This window comes from Salibacterium qingdaonense (assembly GCF_900114715.1).
GTDB lineage: Bacteria > Bacillota > Bacilli > Bacillales > Marinococcaceae > Salibacterium > Salibacterium qingdaonense.
In genome coordinates, this window is sequence record NZ_FOTY01000010.1 from 53,169 (window position 1) to 70,100 (window position 16,932).

Annotated in this window: 15 protein-coding genes, 1 riboswitch and 1 other annotated feature; of the genes, 3 read left to right on the top strand and 12 right to left on the bottom strand. The window is 46.6% G+C overall.

The window, feature by feature from the left end; all coding sequences use genetic code 11:
* The first annotated feature begins 82 nt into the window (after positions 1-82).
* Together BM058_RS09655 and BM058_RS09660 are read left to right on the top strand one after the other, a co-directional pair.
* The gene (locus BM058_RS09655) at positions 83-325 is read left to right on the top strand and encodes a ferredoxin (protein WP_090926829.1); all 243 of its coding nucleotides are present in this window, start codon (positions 83-85) and stop codon (positions 323-325) included.
* Positions 326-437: 112 nt separating this feature from the next.
* Positions 438-929 carry an inorganic diphosphatase gene (locus BM058_RS09660; protein ID WP_090926830.1) on the top strand — a complete coding sequence of 164 codons (492 nt, stop codon included), beginning with the start codon at positions 438-440 and terminating at the stop codon, positions 927-929.
* A 386-nt stretch (positions 930-1,315) separates the two neighbouring features.
* Here the strand turns inward: BM058_RS09660 and BM058_RS09665 are convergent, their stop codons facing one another.
* Positions 1,316-2,386 carry a M14 family metallopeptidase gene (locus BM058_RS09665; protein WP_245736923.1) on the bottom strand — a complete coding sequence of 357 codons (1,071 nt, stop codon included), beginning with the start codon at positions 2,384-2,386 and terminating at the stop codon, positions 1,316-1,318.
* A gap of 124 nt (positions 2,387-2,510) precedes the next feature.
* Positions 2,511-2,728 (top strand) — a binding site (T-box leader).
* Between the two features lie 103 nt (positions 2,729-2,831).
* Here BM058_RS09665 and serA point away from each other — a divergent pair.
* Complete coding sequence (serA, locus tag BM058_RS09670; RefSeq protein ID WP_090926831.1) at positions 2,832-4,454, top strand: phosphoglycerate dehydrogenase; 1,623 nt, start codon at positions 2,832-2,834, stop codon at positions 4,452-4,454.
* Positions 4,455-4,532: 78 nt separating this feature from the next.
* Here the strand turns inward: serA and BM058_RS09675 are convergent, their stop codons facing one another.
* From BM058_RS09675 to BM058_RS09725, 11 genes are all read right to left on the bottom strand, one after another.
* The gene (locus BM058_RS09675; RefSeq protein WP_090926832.1) at positions 4,533-4,943 is read right to left on the bottom strand and encodes a hypothetical protein; all 411 of its coding nucleotides are present in this window, start codon (positions 4,941-4,943) and stop codon (positions 4,533-4,535) included.
* A 90-nt stretch (positions 4,944-5,033) separates the two neighbouring features.
* On the bottom strand, positions 5,034-5,756 hold the full coding sequence (locus tag BM058_RS09680) for a peptidoglycan DD-metalloendopeptidase family protein (protein ID WP_177195505.1): 723 nt from the start codon (positions 5,754-5,756) through the stop codon (positions 5,034-5,036).
* Positions 5,757-6,317: 561 nt separating this feature from the next.
* A complete protein-coding gene (locus BM058_RS09685; protein ID WP_090926875.1) occupies positions 6,318-6,893 on the bottom strand; it encodes a cob(I)yrinic acid a,c-diamide adenosyltransferase in 576 nt (191 codons plus the stop codon).
* 60 nt (positions 6,894-6,953) lie between these two features.
* Positions 6,954-8,279 carry an ABC transporter ATP-binding protein gene (locus BM058_RS09690; protein ID WP_090926834.1) on the bottom strand — a complete coding sequence of 442 codons (1,326 nt, stop codon included), beginning with the start codon at positions 8,277-8,279 and terminating at the stop codon, positions 6,954-6,956.
* A gap of 4 nt (positions 8,280-8,283) precedes the next feature.
* Positions 8,284-9,327, bottom strand: coding sequence for a FecCD family ABC transporter permease (locus BM058_RS09695; RefSeq protein ID WP_090926835.1), 1,044 nt, complete (start codon positions 9,325-9,327; stop codon positions 8,284-8,286).
* Positions 9,311-10,291 carry an ABC transporter substrate-binding protein gene (locus BM058_RS09700; protein WP_090926876.1) on the bottom strand — a complete coding sequence of 327 codons (981 nt, stop codon included), beginning with the start codon at positions 10,289-10,291 and terminating at the stop codon, positions 9,311-9,313. The genes BM058_RS09695 and BM058_RS09700 overlap by 17 nt, the downstream gene beginning before the upstream one ends.
* A 144-nt stretch (positions 10,292-10,435) precedes the next feature.
* A riboswitch (cobalamin riboswitch) is annotated at positions 10,436-10,622 on the bottom strand.
* 60 nt (positions 10,623-10,682) lie between these two features.
* The gene (locus BM058_RS09705) at positions 10,683-11,420 is read right to left on the bottom strand and encodes a class I SAM-dependent methyltransferase (protein ID WP_177195506.1); all 738 of its coding nucleotides are present in this window, start codon (positions 11,418-11,420) and stop codon (positions 10,683-10,685) included.
* Positions 11,421-11,444: 24 nt separating this feature from the next.
* Entirely contained in the window at positions 11,445-13,229 is a 1,785-nt protein-coding gene (locus BM058_RS09710) for an ATP-binding protein (protein WP_090926837.1), read from the bottom strand.
* Positions 13,226-13,945, bottom strand: coding sequence for a response regulator transcription factor (locus tag BM058_RS09715; protein WP_090926838.1), 720 nt, complete (start codon positions 13,943-13,945; stop codon positions 13,226-13,228). The genes BM058_RS09710 and BM058_RS09715 overlap by 4 nt, the downstream gene beginning before the upstream one ends.
* A 65-nt stretch (positions 13,946-14,010) precedes the next feature.
* Positions 14,011-15,198 carry a c-type cytochrome biogenesis protein CcsB gene (gene ccsB, locus BM058_RS09720; protein ID WP_090926877.1) on the bottom strand — a complete coding sequence of 396 codons (1,188 nt, stop codon included), beginning with the start codon at positions 15,196-15,198 and terminating at the stop codon, positions 14,011-14,013.
* On the bottom strand, positions 15,185-16,852 hold the full coding sequence (locus BM058_RS09725; RefSeq protein WP_090926839.1) for a cytochrome c biogenesis protein ResB: 1,668 nt from the start codon (positions 16,850-16,852) through the stop codon (positions 15,185-15,187). Before BM058_RS09725 ends, ccsB begins: the two co-directional genes overlap by 14 nt.
* Positions 16,853-16,932: the final 80 nt, after the last annotated feature.

The following is a 16,932-nucleotide window of genomic DNA, read 5'->3' on the forward strand; positions in this document are numbered from 1 at the left end:
AATGTAAAATAGAATGAGATGGATAACAACACCGCTTCGCGGCCAGAAATGAGTATGCCAGTCTTTTTAAGGGGGAATGGGTATGGCCAAATATACCATTGTCGACAAAGATACGTGTATTGCCTGCGGAGCCTGCGGTGCAGCAGCTCCAGATATATTTGATTACGATGAAGAAGGACTTGCTGAAGTCATGCTGGATGAAAATACCGGAACTGCGCCTGTTTCGACTTCCCTGGAAGATGATCTTTTGGACGCCTTTGAGGGCTGCCCTTCCGATTCTATCAAAGTGTCTTCTTCACCTTTTCACAGGGCCTTGAATACGTAAAATAAACGATGTCTCCTCTTATGCCTGGCAGGAGACCAGGCGTTTGTTTTATTTTTTTCTTTTACCTGCTATAATTTTTAAGGAACCACTACATATCAAAGGAGGCTCTCTTATGAGTACAGAGAATCGAGAAGTAGAAGCTATTATTGAAATTCCAACCGGAAGCCAGAACAAATATGAATTTGATAAGGATAAAGGCCATTATAAACTGGACCGTGTCCTTTTCTCCCCAATGTTTTATCCGGCAGAATACGGCTACATCGATAACACTCTGGCGCTCGATGACGATCCGCTTGACATTCTCGTACTGGCTACAAATCCTACATTCCCGGGATGTGCAATAGATGCACGGGTCATTGGATATCTGCAGATGGTTGATGATGGCGAAGAAGATGAGAAACTGCTTGGTGTTCCTGTTGAAGACCCGAGATTCGACAACATTCAGTCCATCGAGGATATCCCAAGTCACAAGCTTGATGAAATCTCCCACTTTTTCAAAACATACAAAGATCTCGAAAACAAAAAGACGGAAATCGGCAAGTGGGAAGACGCTGCAGCTGCTGCAAAATTAGTGGACGAATGCATCGAACGTTACAACAAGTAATAACGAACCAAAGCAGGGATAACCTCTCCACAAGTGATAACAATCTTAGAAACTCCCTCAATCCAATCAAAGAGTCTGGGACAAGAGCACATGATGCGGCAGATAATACGAATTTTCCGGGTCACTAATCAAAAGCTGTATAGCAGCGGAGCCAAAATGCTTTGACTCCTGCGGGAACAGCACGAGTCTCAAGACCCCGCAGGAAGCGGTTTTCTTCCGAGGAGGCTTGAGCCGTGCCCGCGGAAAGCAAAGCATTTTGGCGTAGCGGCTTGTCTCAGCAACGAAAAATACCGAACGATTTTTTGAAATCGTTCGGTATTTTTCTATCTTATAGAAGTTTTGTCTCAGACTCTTTTCACTGTTTAGAGATCGTCATGGTCCCGGTTTTATTTCGTAAAATTAGTAAATGTTAAGCTTTCCAGAAGAAGCGGAACTCCTGTAACCCAGATTCTTGCGGATGCCTCGGGCGGAAGTGGATTCATCCCCACACCTGTTTCAATCGTGAATCCGGGCCTGCGGAATGTTTTAATAAACCAATCTTTATATCCAGCGCTGCTTCCAGCGTCCTCGACCGGGCGAAATGACCCTGCTGCTGCCAGTCGTCTTCCCAATTCGGCGCTCTCCGGGGGTTCCAATCCACTATAACCCCAATAGACTTCTTCCCCCTGGGAATGAAGCGCGAGCACATGCGAAAATTCTTCCTGCATGCTGAGCTGATATACAGCTTTTGCCTCGGGCTCTGTGAGCGGGGCTTCTCCTCCGTAATGTCTTGGAAAAGGACAATCAGGAGAACCTGCTGCTTCTTCTTTCCAACCTGCCGGCCACTGATGATTTAAATCAACACCGCGTGCGTTGGCGGACCAGTGCCGGAAATCATTCATTCCACCGTTTATCTTCATCACTTCATCCTTTTTCTCTTTGTCCAGTACAGCCGCCCCTTCCTGAACGAGTTCCACCCCATCCGGATTGACAAGCGGTACTACGTAAAGAGTCACTTCCTGAAGAATTGTTTCAGGGTTGACATCATACCAATGCTCTTTCGACTCCTCCTTTGATATAAACATATGAAGAAATGACATTAAAAGCCAGGTATTCAGCCATTCATTCCCATGCCAGGCGGCCGAAAATAATATTTTTTTCGGACCGCTCCCTGCACGAAACAACCATATCGGTTTTCCAAGCACGGAAGTACCGATCTGTTCCGAATAGATTGAAGACGGAAGACTCTTTCTGTCTTCTTCAAGCTCTCTCCATCCGTACTCATAAACACAACCTGTCTGTGTTTCACGAAGCGGATGATTTGTTTGTTCGGTCTTTGGAACAAGGATCGTCGTTCCTGGTTCCAGGTAGGTCTCCAGTGACATATTGTTTCTAGAAAGCAGCTGTTCTGTCGACACTTGAAAACGAACCGCTATTTTACGCACGGTATCCCCCTGCTTGACGTTATATTTGATCACATCATTTCACCCTCCTCAAGCGGCACGCCTTTTACCTGAAGTATATTGACTTTCCCACCCTCCTATGATACATTTACAATCAATAAATGAAGGACACTTGTCCTCCATGAGTACACAGTTACAGTATAATGCCTGGATGAAGAACGACGAATTACAGGCCCATTCCAGAGAGCCGGATAAGCTGGAAACCGGTATGGCCTTTTTTCCGAGAGCACTTCTGAGCAGCCGCTTTGAACAAAAGTAGAAGCGGACGGATAATCCGTTACCTTGGAGCTTTGGCTCCCTGAGAAGTATAAAGGATACTTGAAAAAGGGTGGCACCGCGGAAACTTCCGCCCCTTGCGAATTTATTCGTGTGGGCAGGGAGTTTTTTTTATAGGTTTTCCCGGGGGCGGTATTTAAACTGTGACGCTATGATTTTATTACAGGTGAAGGAGTGGAGAGAGATGATGCAGCAACCTGCAGCAGAAAAAAAAGCAGAAGAAGAACAAAAGACAAAGGCACGGATTCTCGTGTCGGATGCAATGAGCAAGGAAGGCCTGGCCCCCCTCCTGGGTCAGGATCAGATTGAGTGCGTCGAGCAGAATGTAAAAGACGTGGACGATCAGGATACCTACGATGCCCTTCTTGTGCGGAGTGGTACGACGGTGACTCCGGAGATCATGGATCAGATGACGAACCTGAAAATTATTGCCCGGGCAGGTGTAGGCGTCGACAATATTGATGTAGACGCGGCCACCAAACGGGGCATTGTAGTCATTAACGCTCCGGACGGCAACACGATATCCACCGCGGAACATACTTTTGCCATGATTATGTCTCTTGCCAGAAATATACCGCAGGCAGATGCTTCCATCCAAGGCGGGGAGTGGAACCGTAAAGCATTTCAGGGTGTGGAACTGCGCGGCAAAACGCTGGGTGTCGTCGGTTTCGGCCGGATCGGATCCGAAATCGCAAAACGGGCCCGAGGGTTTGATCTATCGCTTCTCGTTTACGACCCTTTTCTCACCGAAGAACGTGCGGAGAAGCTCGGCGTAGAGATCGGCACACTCGATGAAGTGCTCGAAAGTGCGGATATCATTACCGTCCACACTCCGCTGACAAAAGATACAAAAGGGCTTATCAACCGTGACAACATAGGAAAAACCAAACCCGGCGTTCTTCTCATTAACTGTGCCCGAGGCGGTATCATTGATGAAGAAGCGCTTTATGAACATCTGGAAAGCGGGAACGCCGGAGGTGCGGCACTGGACGTGTTTGAAGAGGAACCAGCTCAGAACAATAAACTCGTCGGCCTCGGCAACGTTATCACAACACCCCACATCGCCGCTTCTACCAAGGAAGCACAGCTGAATGTAGCCGAACAGGTATCCGAGGAAGTACTGCAGTTTTTAAAAGGAATGCCTGCTCTGAATTCGATTAACCTGCCGACGATGTCGAAGGAAAAATTTGAAACACTGCAGCCGTATTATGAACTTTCCAAAAAAATGGGGTATATTTTATCCCAGAGCATGAAGACTCCGGTTCAGGACATTGATGTGCATTACAGCGGGGAAGTCACGGAACTTGAAACATCCGTTTTGACTCGTTCACTCGTCGCAGGTTTTCTCCAGACAAGAATTGATGCCCCTGTTAATGACGTCAATGCGTCCGTTATCGCAAAAGAACGAGGCATCACATACGGAGAAAAGCACCATACAAACGCTCTGGGCTATTCCAATCTGATGCAGGCAACAATACGCGGGGAGAACCGTCATTTCACGATTCACGGTACCTACGTCAAGGAATACGGACCGCGCATCGTCCGGATTAATGACTTTAACGTGGATTTCTACCCCACCGGACACTTGATTTACATCCAGCATTCAGATAGACCCGGCGTCATTGGAAAAATGGGACAGCTTCTCGGCGAACATGACGTGAACATCGCCACGATGCAGGTCGGCCGGAGAGAAGAAGGCGGAGATGCAATTATGATGCTCGCAGTCGACAAAGAGGCGGGAGAAAACGTTGTGAAACATTTAACTTCCATTGAAGAAATTAAACAAGCAGACAAAATCGAAGTGTAACAAAACAACTCACGATGAAATGCTTCCACGGCCCCCTGGATAAAAATGTCCAGGGGGCTTTTTATCTTACACTCTTGTTCAGGGATCAGGCCAGATGTAGCCGAGAATCCGATTCCACTGGTTTTTTCTCGATAAAGCAAGAAACTTTCGTCCTTGTTCGGTGATGACTGCAGAGGTTTCTTCTTTTCTTATCCAGCCTTCCACCAAGGCTACATTTTCCATAAACTGATACAACACGATGTCTTTTGGTTTCTTTCGTCTGCTCATCAGTTTATACTGCAGAGAATCTTCCATCCCTTTCCAAAAACGTTGGTGAAGAAAATAGTGATGATCCAGACGTATCCTTTCATGTCGTGAAAACTTGATTAAAAAAAACAAAAAAGCATCCAGCATCCACTCTTCGTTATTTTGTTTATCTTCCTGCTGATTGAGCCACAATAAAAAAGACGTGTTCAGAGCAAAGTCTTTCGGCGGGTTGGAACTACTCATCTGTTCATGCTTCCTTTGCTGCTAATATTCTCAGGATACTGAGGTTATTCTATCATATTTCCCCCCGAAGACGTACGTGTTTCTTTATATTCAAGCTATTAGTATCTCTTGATCCGGATAGATTAAAGATCCTTCAATATCATTTATATCCTGAAGGTTGTCCACCGTTGTGTCATAGGTACGGGCTAAGTCCCACAGGGTATCGCCTTTTTCTATTGTGTAACTGAAAGAGTCCGTCTCATTTTTATCTTCTGCATTCCTCACCATTCCTGCTATTTCTGCGGTTCGGTCATTACTTGCAGCAGCATAGGCATGACTATCCTGCTGCAATACCGGAAGTGGATCAGCGGCATACGTTTTATTCGGATTCCATTCCCCGAAATGCAGCTCAAAATGAAGATGAGGGCCGCGGGATCGGCCTGTGTTTCCAACTTGTCCCACGATTTCTCCCTGCTCTACTTTTTCTCCATCCTTTACCATTCGTTTTGACAAATGGGCATACACTGTCTCTGTATCGTTATCATGCTTCATCATCACGACATGTCCGTAACTGGATGAGTAATCAGAACGTGTGATTTCTCCATCAGCAGCAGCTTTCACTTTTGTTCCCGTTTCAGCAGCGATATCAATACCATCATGGTTTCCCTGCCTTGAACCGAACGTATCGGTTAATGTCCCGCCTTCCAGGGGCCATATGTAATCTTTTTCTCCCTGGGAGACAGCATACATCGAAGAAGCCCCGATGAAAAAGAATAACAGCAGAAGGAACAGTGAAAAGAAACCCACCAGCACAAACCGTTGTACATATGACATGGTATGGATAACCTCCATTTTTTGATGTGAAATATAATGCCACTATAAGCTTATGAGGGCTTGTCTGTCTTTATGACAAGTTTTACTCGATAGCCCCAATCTCCTGGTTGTGCTTCTATATTTTTCTCCAAAACCAACCGCATTAATATCTGTATTCTGAAACCGGCGTATCAAATCCACTGTTTCTGTCTTTATCTGGTTTTTTATTTTGCATTCTATGATATCTATATCTTTTTTATTCCATAAGGGGACGTTTGTGTAAAAAGGTAAAAGGCGGACGGATAAATGTATCTTAGTAGATAAAACGGTGCAAAATACGGCCGGCCCAATGATTTCAGGCGGTCCGGCCCAGCTTCGCCGAGTCTGTCGTGATTTCCAGAAAAACTGCTTCAATCAAGGGTGGAAATGGTATATTACTTCTGGAGGGGATCAGGCTGTCTCTCCCTTTGGATTGCTTCCAAGTAGTATATTACGACCGCAGAACTCCTATGCAGACGGCTTCAGACATGGTGAAGACATAATAAAAGACTCTCCTGTGAAATAGAGGAGAGTCCAGCTGCATTATTCTTTGTTATGTCCTTCGCGGAAGACGACAGCACTTCGGTTGTATTCTACATCGGCAATTTCCAACCGGTAATTAACAATTCGCGCTGCTGCAAAAAAATAGTCGGATAAGCGGTTGATATATCTCTGCACTTCTTTATTTATATTTTCTATTTTTGCAAGTGTTGTTATCTGCCGTTCCGTACGTCGTGCAACCGTACGACAGATATGCAGCTCGGCAGAGGCGGCAGTTCCTCCCGGAAGGATGAAACGTTGGAGTGCCGGGGCTTCTTCGGTGTATATATCTATACGTTGTTCAAGGTAAGTGGTGGACTGACGGCCGATTTTCCATACCGTGTCTTCCTTTATGCTGGAAAGGTCACTCCCGCAGTCGAACAATTCATGCTGAATCTGCATCAGCTCTGGTCCAATATCCGGAAACAGATCATCGTCCAGAACCGCTGCTGCTTTGGCAGTACATGCGTTTAGTTCATCGCATGTCCCGTATGCTTCAATTCTGATATCATCTTTATCTCTGGTTCCGCCTATGACCCTCGTTTTTCCCTGATCTCCGCTTCTTGTATACAATCTCATCCTCTGCACCACACTTTCTTTTCATTATCAACTGACCCCCTATATAGAGTGCCTGCTGTTTTACCTGAGTCTGTTATACACGAGACGGGCACTGCGCCGCCGTATCTCTTCTTGTGTATCAATGGAGGACCGCTGTCCCGAAACCGCGACGGTTACCGGTCCCTCTCCAAACATAATCTCCCGGTTATGTACAGTATCTACCGCCGCCTGCCCTTTTGCTTCTGCTGCTGCTGCCAGGACGCCTGCCATTTCCCCCTCGTTTAATTCAGAATCGATAAAAAGCAGGATACAAACAAAATCCGGCCTGTAGGTCCACCCAGCATCAGCGCCGCCGACTTTGTTGATAACAGCCGTATAGACCTTGATGCAGCCATCCATGTCCTCTTCAACATGCATGTCAGAACTGGATACATCCAGCCCTTCAAAAGCTGCCTTCTTTCTTGCCCAATTCTCCATAGAAAGAGAAAAGGTCCGCGCCCATATAAAACCGTTTTCCTCCCCTGCAGATGACAGCGTCTTCCAGTCCATAGCAGACGTTACATATAATTCATTATTTATTTCTTCCTTCTGCAGCGTTTCAAGCGGCCCGTTAATAATATTTCCTGTAAGATGGTCAGGTTCAAGCATCAACTGAGGACGGGGTGCGAACGGATGGATGACACGCGACAATGCCGTACCATACACCCGCTGAAGAAGTTGTTTTTTCAGGACATTGGAAGGTTCGTCAAGTAACTCCTGGTTCCCTTTATTCAAAAGAAGTAGTTTATCACTGTATAAAGCAGCCAGATTCAAATCATGAATCGCTGCAATGACCGTCATCTGTTTTTTGGCTGCCCATTGTTTCAATGTGTCCAGCAGATGCACCTGATACGCGATATCCAGATGATTCGTCGGTTCATCAAGCAACAGGTAATCAGGCTCCTGTGCCATCGCTCTCGCCAGATACACCCGCTGCTTTTCTCCTCCGCTTAATTGGTCCAGTGTTCGATGCGCTGCATGATCCACGTAAGTCTGCCGCATCGCTTCTTCTACTACTTCCCGATCTTGTCGGCTGGTTCGGCCGAACCAGCCTTTCTGATAAGGATAGCGCCCCAGCTCCACTACCTCGCAGACCGTATAGGAAAATGCTTCTTCTTCCTGCTGAGGAAGAACGGCGAGCTGAGCAGCTATCTGTTTTTGTGTCAGCGAATCAAGTGGTGTCCCGTTAAGATTTATGGTTCCCGTTTCAGGATGAAGTTCTCTGTACAGCATTTTTAAAAGCGTGGACTTGCCGCTTCCATTCGGGCCGATAATACCAACAAACTCCCCCGGCTCTGCCTTGAAATGAATGTTACACAGAACCGTAACACCAGAATAACCACCACTAAGCTGTTCTACTTCAAGCATGATGTCACCTTCTTTTCGGCCGGCGCCGTTGATGATAGAGAAGAAACCCAAAGACAGGTGCCCCCGTTGCAGCTGTAATAACACCGATTGGAAGTTCCGTCGGTGCAATGATCGTTCGAGCCGCCAAATCCGTTAACACGAGAAACCCTGCGCCGCTGAGAATGGAAAGCGGCAGCAGCAGCCGATGGTCGGGCCCGGTCAACAGGCGTACCAGATGGGGGACAACCAAGCCGACAAAACCGATTGTACCGGACACTGCCACCGACGCACCAGTTAGAAGAGAAGCTCCAGCTAAGACAGTGATTCTGCTTTTCTCCGGGCTTACCCCCAGGGTGCGTGCTGTCTCCTCCCCGAATACGAGGGCGTTTAGTTCCCGTATATTCATAAACAAAAGAAGGATGCCGATCAAAAAGAACGGAACCACAAGGGCAGCATAATCCCACCCCCTCATGGAGACGCTTCCCATCAGCCAGCTGATGATCTGTCTCAGTTCGTTTCCTGTTAAAGCAATGATCAGCGATAAAAAGGCCCCCAGGAACGAACTAACAATAATACCTGCGAGGATAATGGTCTCTGTCCTCATCTGCTGCTCCATCCAGCGGACGAACGTCAGAATAAAAAGCAGGGTTATAAATCCTGAGATAATACTTACAACAGGCAGTGTGAGCGTCCCCAGAAGCGGGATTGTAAAACCAGTATAAAGGACAACTACCGCCCCCAATGCCGATCCGGAAGAAACACCAAGTGTATAAGGATCCGCCAGTGGATTTCTCAGAAGTCCCTGAAATGCTGTCCCTGCCGCCGCAAGAGAAGCACCTACAAGAGCGGCCAGTATCACTCTTGGAAGCCTTATATTTGTAATGATGGATACATCGGCTTCTGGAATGGAGGGCGGCATATCAATCCCGAATAAGATGCGCCATATAATCTCCAAACTTACCGGAATAGGAATAAAAACACTTCCAACAGACACACCGATTATCAGGCTGAGACCCGCAAACGCCAGCCCGGTCCCCATACTGATCCAGGCTTTATTCTGCGAAAACATCAGGATAAATCAACTCCGCCAATTCCTCTGCCCCTTCTGCCAGTCGGGGGCCGGGACGGCTGACCAGATTACTGTTCACATGATAGATTTCCCCGTTTTCAACGGCAGGTACATTGCTCCATCCATCCCGGTTCTTTATCTGTGCTGCCGGATTACCATCAACAGACTGCCCATACGTCGTAATAATCACTTGAGGATTTTGTTTCACCGCATCTTCTGTCGTGTACGGAATCCAGCCCTTTTCACTGCCGGCAGCATTTTCCGCATGAATAAGCTTCAGCATGCTATGCTGGAATGTACCGCTTCCAGTCGTATAAAGATCAGGCGGAGGCTGAATCTCCATCCAAACCGTTTTCTTCTTTTCTTCCGGGATCTGCGATGCCTGTTCCCGCAAGTGCTCAACATCATCTTTCATCGATGAAATTATCTCTTTGGCTTCTGCCTTGGCACCGGTGGCCCGGGCGATCATGTTAATAGATTCATACGTTTCTTCAAATGAGGCTGCTTCATTGACTACAAGGACATCTATTCCTGCTTCTTCGATTTGCTGCAGACCCTCTTTTGACTGCTGAAGGGACGAAGCATGAGCCAATACCAAATCCGGTTCAAGAGATATGATTTTTTCTACATTGAATTGGAGTCCACCGATTTTTTCCTTTTCTGCTGCTTCTTTTGGATAATCCGCGTGATCGGAAACACCGGCGATCTCTTCTTCCAGACCCAGTGCAAAGGCGATTTCGGTGTTGCTTGGTATGATACTGATGATTCTTTCGGGTTCTTCTTCGATCGTTACACTGTCTTCTGAGGCATCGTTAATTTCAACTGGAAAAGTTTCATCTTCAGAGGTTGATTCTTTTTGTACTGTATTCCGGGTTTCATTTTTAGTCTGTGCATCTTCTGTATCCTGTCCGGAACTACAGCCCGGTATGATCAGAATGCTTGTCAGGCAGAGCACCGGCAGCATATGTTGTTTCACTTTTGTTCCCCCTTTTGTTCCTGATTTATCATAAAAAACTCCCCCTGATTTCAGGGAGAGCTCATAAACGGCTGCAAAACAGCACACGTCGGACGGGCTGCATGTATGACCGGCGGTCCCTTTCCTCGAAGGCGTGCACCGTATGAAAAGGCAGGTCTCCTGACTTACATCATCCGCAGTTTCCTTCCCGTTCCATTCAACAGTGGATTCTATAGCTGCGGCCTGTCATGCTTACAGTGGCGGGACCGTACCGGAGTTTCACCGGTTTCCCTTTTAACATTTCTTTTACAGAGAAATGACCTTTTCACATCGGTATTCTGTTTTTTGTCCCCATCAGTATAAAGGAAATCAGAGAGAATATCGAGACTCATCTGCTTCTTTATTGGGACGGGCGTTTCCGGCAGATAAAAATCTGCCGCGGCGATGATTGTTCCTCAAAAGGAGAAGCATCGTAATCTCCGAATAAATATTCGATATCAAATCCATTTTGCCGGAGCATTTGTTTTAATGTATCATTGCTGTACATTTTCACCCGTTCCCGGTACTCCCGCCTGGAACCATTCTCTTCAATCGAGATCTTTTTGTGTATAAATCCGTTTTCGATATAACGCTTCTGGCTCACGGTGAAACCATTCTTATCTGTAGAGTCATAGGGAACGAGATTGGCAGCTGTATGAACGGGGTTCAAATAATCAAAACAAAACCATCCATCGTCTTTTAAGGCTTCCGACGCACGGACAATGACCAGTTCATTTTCATAATCCTCCACAAAGTAACCAAAACTGGTAAACAGATTAAAAGCAGCATCATACTCCTGTTTAAGAGAGATATGCCGGACATCTCCGCGCATGTACTGTACCGGAAGACCAAAAGTGAGATCAACAGCTTTTTTCAAAAGAACTGGAGATAGATCCAGCGCGGTGACATGAATGCCCGTGCCTGCCATATAACGCGCATGGCGGCCGTTACCGCAGCACAGATCGATGGCTTTCATACCTGCTTTCAGCGGAATATGATTCATAATATCATGCAGCTCAGCAGCTGCTTTCTCTTCATCCCGGTGATCATATACTTTTAGATAATCTTCCTGAAAATGCTCTTCAAACCAAGCCTTCACATTTGTCCTCCTAACACTGCCTATTTATTCTTCCTCAGCGGATGCAGGAATCGTAAATCGGAAAATGGTGCCTTTATCTGTCCGGCTTCTTGCAGAAATCTCTCCGTCGTGGGCTTCGACAATGTTTTTCGCTATGGAAAGACCCAGTCCGGTACCGCCGTTCCCTCTGGTTCTCGCTTTATCGGCTTTATAGAAGCGCTCAAATACATAAGGAAGATCTTCTTCCTGAATGCCCGAACCTGTATCCTCGATATCCACGCTCATTTCAGAAGCGTCTGATTTAACAATGACCTGAACTTCTCCGTTATCACCGGTGTGTCGAATCGCATTATGAATAAGATTGGTCATGACCTGCTCCACTCTGTCAGGATCAAAATAGGCATAATCGCGGTCAAGCCGTTTATCAAGCTGCATGTTCACGTCCGCATCACGGGCCGGTCCCTGAAACTTTTTAAACACCTTGTCTGCAAATGATTCAACGTTGATCCACTGTCTTTCAAGCTGTGTATAGCCGGCCTCCATTCTGGCCAGATCCAGCAGTTCATTAACAAGTCTGCCCATCCGCATGGATTCATCATAAATGATGCGTCCGATCTCCTGTTTTTCTTCTTCACTGCCGGCAACATCATCGACAATTGCTTCGCTGTAGCCCTGAAGCATGGAAATCGGCGTACGAAGTTCATGTGAGACATTGGCAATGAAATCTTTTCGAAGTTTATCGTGCATGCGCTCTTCTGTCATATCCCGAATAACCGCAACGACACCCCGAACAAATTCTTCATCATAAAGCGGGGTCATTAAGACGACGTAACTTCTGCCCTGCACGTCCATTTCTATCCACTGTTCCTCTTCCAGCGTCACGACTTTCTGGAACAGTTTTTTCACTTCTTTTGGCAGCCGGTCCTGCGGTTCGGGCGCTCCGGTTTCGTAGTGGTAGGACTGCAGAAAATAATGAGCCGGCGGGTTCGTAAGAGCAATCGACCCTTTACGGTCCACCGTAATAACACCATCTGCCATACTGGTCAGAATCCGGCTCAATTGTTCTTTCTCCTGATTTAGCGCCGTAATATTACGGTTCAGTTCGCGTCTCATTTTATTGAACGCGTTACCGAGCTGACCGATTTCGTCATTTGTCATAATCGGTACTTTCGTTTCAAAGTCACCTTTAGATACATTCAGGGCAAGTTCCCTCATCTTCCGGAGCGGAGCCGTAATTCGTGATGATAAAAAGAAGGCAAAAACGGTCGTCAGGATAATGGCAATGCCGGCGGAAAGCAGAATAATCTGCTTCGTTTCTCCGGTCGTGTCCTCGATAATGTCGAGCGACTGATACAGATAAAGAGAGCCTTCTTCTCCCTCTGTCGAGACAAAGGGCACACCAACAACAAAAATTTCCTGCTGTCTCTGCTCTCCATTTTCCCGCGCAGAAAAATTCCCATGTGTGGTAACGGTCTCACGATCACGCTGTACCGGCGCGAGCCTTGGTTCATCTTCAAAAAGGGAAACAGGAAGGTTTACCCCGGCTTCTTCATCGGGGTACTCCCACTGGTTTCCATTCTGGATAATAACAACAGATGAATTGTAGGAGTCCGCCATATGTTCCACGGTATCAAGCGCACCTTCCGGATCGTTATACCTTTCCAGCAGTGATACCATGACATTGGCATGATTGGTTAACTGTTCTTCTGCTTCTGTAATATGAAACCTTTCAAAAAACTGAAGCAGCAGTACCGTCAATAAGACCAGTACTGCTGATACCAAAAGCAGAATCGTCCCCCACAGTTTTCCGACAACACTGCGCCAGATCATTCGTCTGCTGCAGCCTCAAACTTATATCCAACACCCCATACGGTGGAGATCATATCAGCAGCCTCCTCCGACACGCGGCTGAGTTTTTCACGAAGCCGTTTCACATGCGTGTCGACAGTCCGGAGATCTCCGAAAAAGTCATAATCCCACACATCTTTAAGAAGCTGCTCTCTTGAAAAGACTTTGTCCGGAGCCTGCGCAAGGTAAAGAAGCAGTTCGTATTCTTTCGGCGTCAAACTGATGACTTCTTCGTTCACCGTAACCCGGTGGGCATCATTATCAATGGTCAAATGGGGAAACACCAATACATCTTTCGTCTGTGTTTCCGTCTGCAGAAATTTTGTGGCAGAAGCCCGGCGCAGTATCGCTTTCACCCGCAGAACCACTTCTCTTGGACTGAACGGTTTGACGATATAATCATCGGTGCCGACTTCAAAACCCTGCACCCGGTTGCTTTCCTCGCCTTTAGCGGTGAGCATAATAATAGGGGTCGCTTTAGATTTACGGAGTTCACGGCATACTTCCTCCCCGTCCATTCCCGGGAGCATTAAATCCAGCAGAATGACTTCATAGTCGTTATGAACTGCCATATCCAGTGCTTCTTCTCCGTTTTCCGCCTCTTCTACAATAAATTGTTCCCGTTCCAGATACATTTTCAGAAGCCGGCGGATTCTATCCTCATCGTCCACGACAAGTACTTTTGATTCTTTATCCATTATATTGTACCTCCTGCATAGCAGTTTGTATAAGATGCTGTACCAGCCGGCAGCTGCCAAAAGCGTCACGCATAAGAATGAAGTCCGGCGATAACAAGGTTAACAAAGACCAAGTTAAACATGATAATAACAAAACCTATGACACAAAGCCAGGCAGAAGGTTCCCCGTGCCAGCCTCTGGAAAGCCGAAGATGCAGGTATGCCGCATAGAACAGGAATGTAATCAGCGCCCAGACTTCCTTAGGGTCCCAGCCCCAGAACCTGGTCCATGCTATCTGCGCCCAAATCATGGCAAAAATAAGACCTCCCAACGTGAATACCGGAAAACCGATCGCAATCGCCCGGTAGCTCACTTCATCGACGGTCTCTGGATTAATGTTTTTCAAAAGAGGCTGCAGTGCACCTCCGATCGGCCGGCGCAGAATCAACCTTAGAAGGATGTAAAGAACAAGACCGGCCGCAAGGGACCAGACAACGGTATTGGCGTCATCACTTCGTATCCAGGACGGCATTGTCACCAGCGGTTCCAGTGCTCCTTGAGTCTGCAGACTTGCTTCATTCGGTCCGAGCAGAGCCGGAAGATAATACATCATTTCCGCCTCTTCGCCGTTTTCGTTTACATACGTAAAGGCCGCTTCATAGTCAGCCAGGCGGAAGATGTAGCGCACTAAAATGAAACTGACCAAGCTGATGAGACTGTACATAATCGTCTCCAGCCAGAACACTTTTTTATCTCTTTTGGTAAAATCAAGTGTACGTATAAGATAGATGAGTCCGGCGGCAAATCCAATCGATAGAAGGCCCTGTCCAAGTGCTGTGGTGGTAACATGGATTTTGAGCCAGTTGCTCTGCAGAGCCGGGATAAGCGGCTCCACTTCCGTTGGAAACACCGAGGCAAAAGCAATAATCAGCATGACAATCGGCATCGTAAACATGCCGAGGACAGCGGTTCTATAGATACCATACAAAATAAGAAATGCTATCGTCAGAGCCATCCCGAGAAATGTCGTGTATTCAAACATATTGCTGACCGGAACGTGGCCGGCTGCGATCCATCTCGTGAAAAAATAGCCGACCTGCAGCACAAAGCCGATCCATGCTGCAACGTAACCGATTGTACCGAGACGGTTGCCTGTAACTTCTCCTTGTTTATCCCGCCATTTTCTTCCTGTTACGCTCACAGCAAAACAAATGGTTGCTGCCAGGTAAAGAAAGAATGCGGCAAATAACAAGTTTGAACTAATTTCGACCATTATCGTCATCCCTTCCATCGGAGGTTTCTTCCTCCATTGCTTTCTTTGCCTGCTTATCCTCCGGAACCGTCAAACCTGTTTTTTCGGACAACGATTGAAAATCTTTTTTCAACGAAGCCCAATGTTTGTTCGTATGCCCGGCCGCCCATAGTTCATTTCCAAATCTGCGCAGCCAGATGCGGCGGTGCGACCAGTAGGATCCCTGGATCAGACCTATCATAAAAATACTGCCTCCAGCGATTAAAAACGGAAGCGTGTGGTCTTTTCGCACTTTCAGCGCCGTCACATTTTTCGTCTCAACGCCTTCAAAGGACATTTCATACGTATTTTCACCAAATATATCTTCATTGCTTCGGATGGCGACAAAGCTGTATTCCCCTTCATCCGGGTGCTCAGGTGAAAACATCCGGAAGATGAAGGCAGGGTTATCCGGAATATCAGATATCGTGGAAGGTTCCCCATTTTCGTCGAATTCAAAGTTAGGGAAATAGGATTCGATTACGACCCGGTAACCATTTCCGAGGTCATATTCTCCCTGAGGATCAAAAAGATCAATATCAATGGTTCCAATGGTTTCCCCGCTCTCCCGGTCGTTCATGGACAACGACATGACATTCAGTTCATTAAGCTTATAATCATATTGATAAAGAGCATAATCATCAAAACGCAGAGGATGATTCACCTCAATATTATCCGTTTTGATTTCCGTCAGGTCCGGTTCTGTTCCAACCGTTCCACCACTGCTTTCGTAAAGTACGGCGTCGGTCTGGTAGGTTTTAATCTGGCTTCCGCCGGCACGTTCCAAAGCCGGAGCGAATGTTTCATTGTTTTCATCATAGGTTTCAATCGAAAATTTTTCATTCTCCACATAATACTGGCGTTCGGTGCCGGCAACAGCTTCCGTTTCCCCTTCTCTTACCCAGATCAGTTCATCTACATACATGCCCGGGAAAAAGCGCAGCATACACCCTGTTAAAAAGAGAATAAGACCAATATGATTAATATAGGGACCCCACCTGGCAAAACGGTTTTTTTCTGCCAGCAGGCTTTCATTCTCCACTTTCACATTATAGCGTTTTCTACGCAGGTAATCTTCTGATTTTTCCAGCATATCTTCTGCATTTTTTGTTTCGCTGACGCTGAAAAGACGCTGCCTTTTCAGAAACCCTTCATTTCGTGATGTTTTCTGTTTTTTTAGTGCGCGGTATAACGGTACGACCCGGTCCAGACTTGCTATAATAAGAGAAATGCCGAGTCCTGCAATAAGGGCCATGTACCACCAGGATCCGTAAAGATTATGAAAACCGAGAGTATAATATATAAGTCCCGCAATTCCGTATTCTTCTTCGTAGTGTTGTGCCGGATCCACATTTCCGGGTATGTACATTTCCTGAGGAAATATCGTTCCAATGGAAGAGGCAATCAGCGTCAAAATAATGATTGTAACTCCTATTTTAACAGAAGAAAAAAAGTTCCATATTTTATCAATTACCGTTTTGTTGTAAGTCTGCGAACGTCGGGCCACCCCTTCATAACGCATGTCCACCATTGATGCCTGTTTATCCTTTTCATCCAGCGGTTTGCCGCAGGATTCACAGAGATGTGTGCCGTAAGGATTCAAATGGCCGCATTCGCCGCATGTCACTTTCTCCATGAAAACACCTCGATCTTCCCGATTGCCGTGCTGTGCACTCTGTGATCATTATAACGCTGTCATTGGTTATTGTATAAGGA

Bases quoted from the DNA above. Each gene is read 5' to 3' on its own strand.
- BM058_RS09655 (WP_090926829.1), top strand. From the start codon at position 83: ATGGCCAAATATACCATTGTCGACAAAGATACGTGTATTGCCTGCGGA.
- BM058_RS09660 (WP_090926830.1), top strand. From the start codon at position 438: ATGAGTACAGAGAATCGAGAAGTAGAAGCTATTATTGAAATTCCAACC.
- serA (WP_090926831.1), top strand. From the start codon at position 2,832: ATGATGCAGCAACCTGCAGCAGAAAAAAAAGCAGAAGAAGAACAAAAG.
- BM058_RS09675 (WP_090926832.1), bottom strand. From the start codon at position 4,943: ATGAGTAGTTCCAACCCGCCGAAAGACTTTGCTCTGAACACGTCTTTT.
- BM058_RS09680 (WP_177195505.1), bottom strand. From the start codon at position 5,756: ATGTCATATGTACAACGGTTTGTGCTGGTGGGTTTCTTTTCACTGTTC.
- BM058_RS09685 (WP_090926875.1), bottom strand. From the start codon at position 6,893: ATGAGATTGTATACAAGAAGCGGAGATCAGGGAAAAACGAGGGTCATA.
- BM058_RS09690 (WP_090926834.1), bottom strand. From the start codon at position 8,279: ATGCTTGAAGTAGAACAGCTTAGTGGTGGTTATTCTGGTGTTACGGTT.
- BM058_RS09695 (WP_090926835.1), bottom strand. From the start codon at position 9,327: ATGTTTTCGCAGAATAAAGCCTGGATCAGTATGGGGACCGGGCTGGCG.
- BM058_RS09700 (WP_090926876.1), bottom strand. From the start codon at position 10,291: ATGCTGCCGGTGCTCTGCCTGACAAGCATTCTGATCATACCGGGCTGT.
- BM058_RS09710 (WP_090926837.1), bottom strand. From the start codon at position 13,229: ATGATCTGGCGCAGTGTTGTCGGAAAACTGTGGGGGACGATTCTGCTT.
- BM058_RS09715 (WP_090926838.1), bottom strand. From the start codon at position 13,945: ATGGATAAAGAATCAAAAGTACTTGTCGTGGACGATGAGGATAGAATC.
- ccsB (WP_090926877.1), bottom strand. From the start codon at position 15,198: ATGGTCGAAATTAGTTCAAACTTGTTATTTGCCGCATTCTTTCTTTAC.
- BM058_RS09725 (WP_090926839.1), bottom strand. From the start codon at position 16,852: ATGGAGAAAGTGACATGCGGCGAATGCGGCCATTTGAATCCTTACGGC.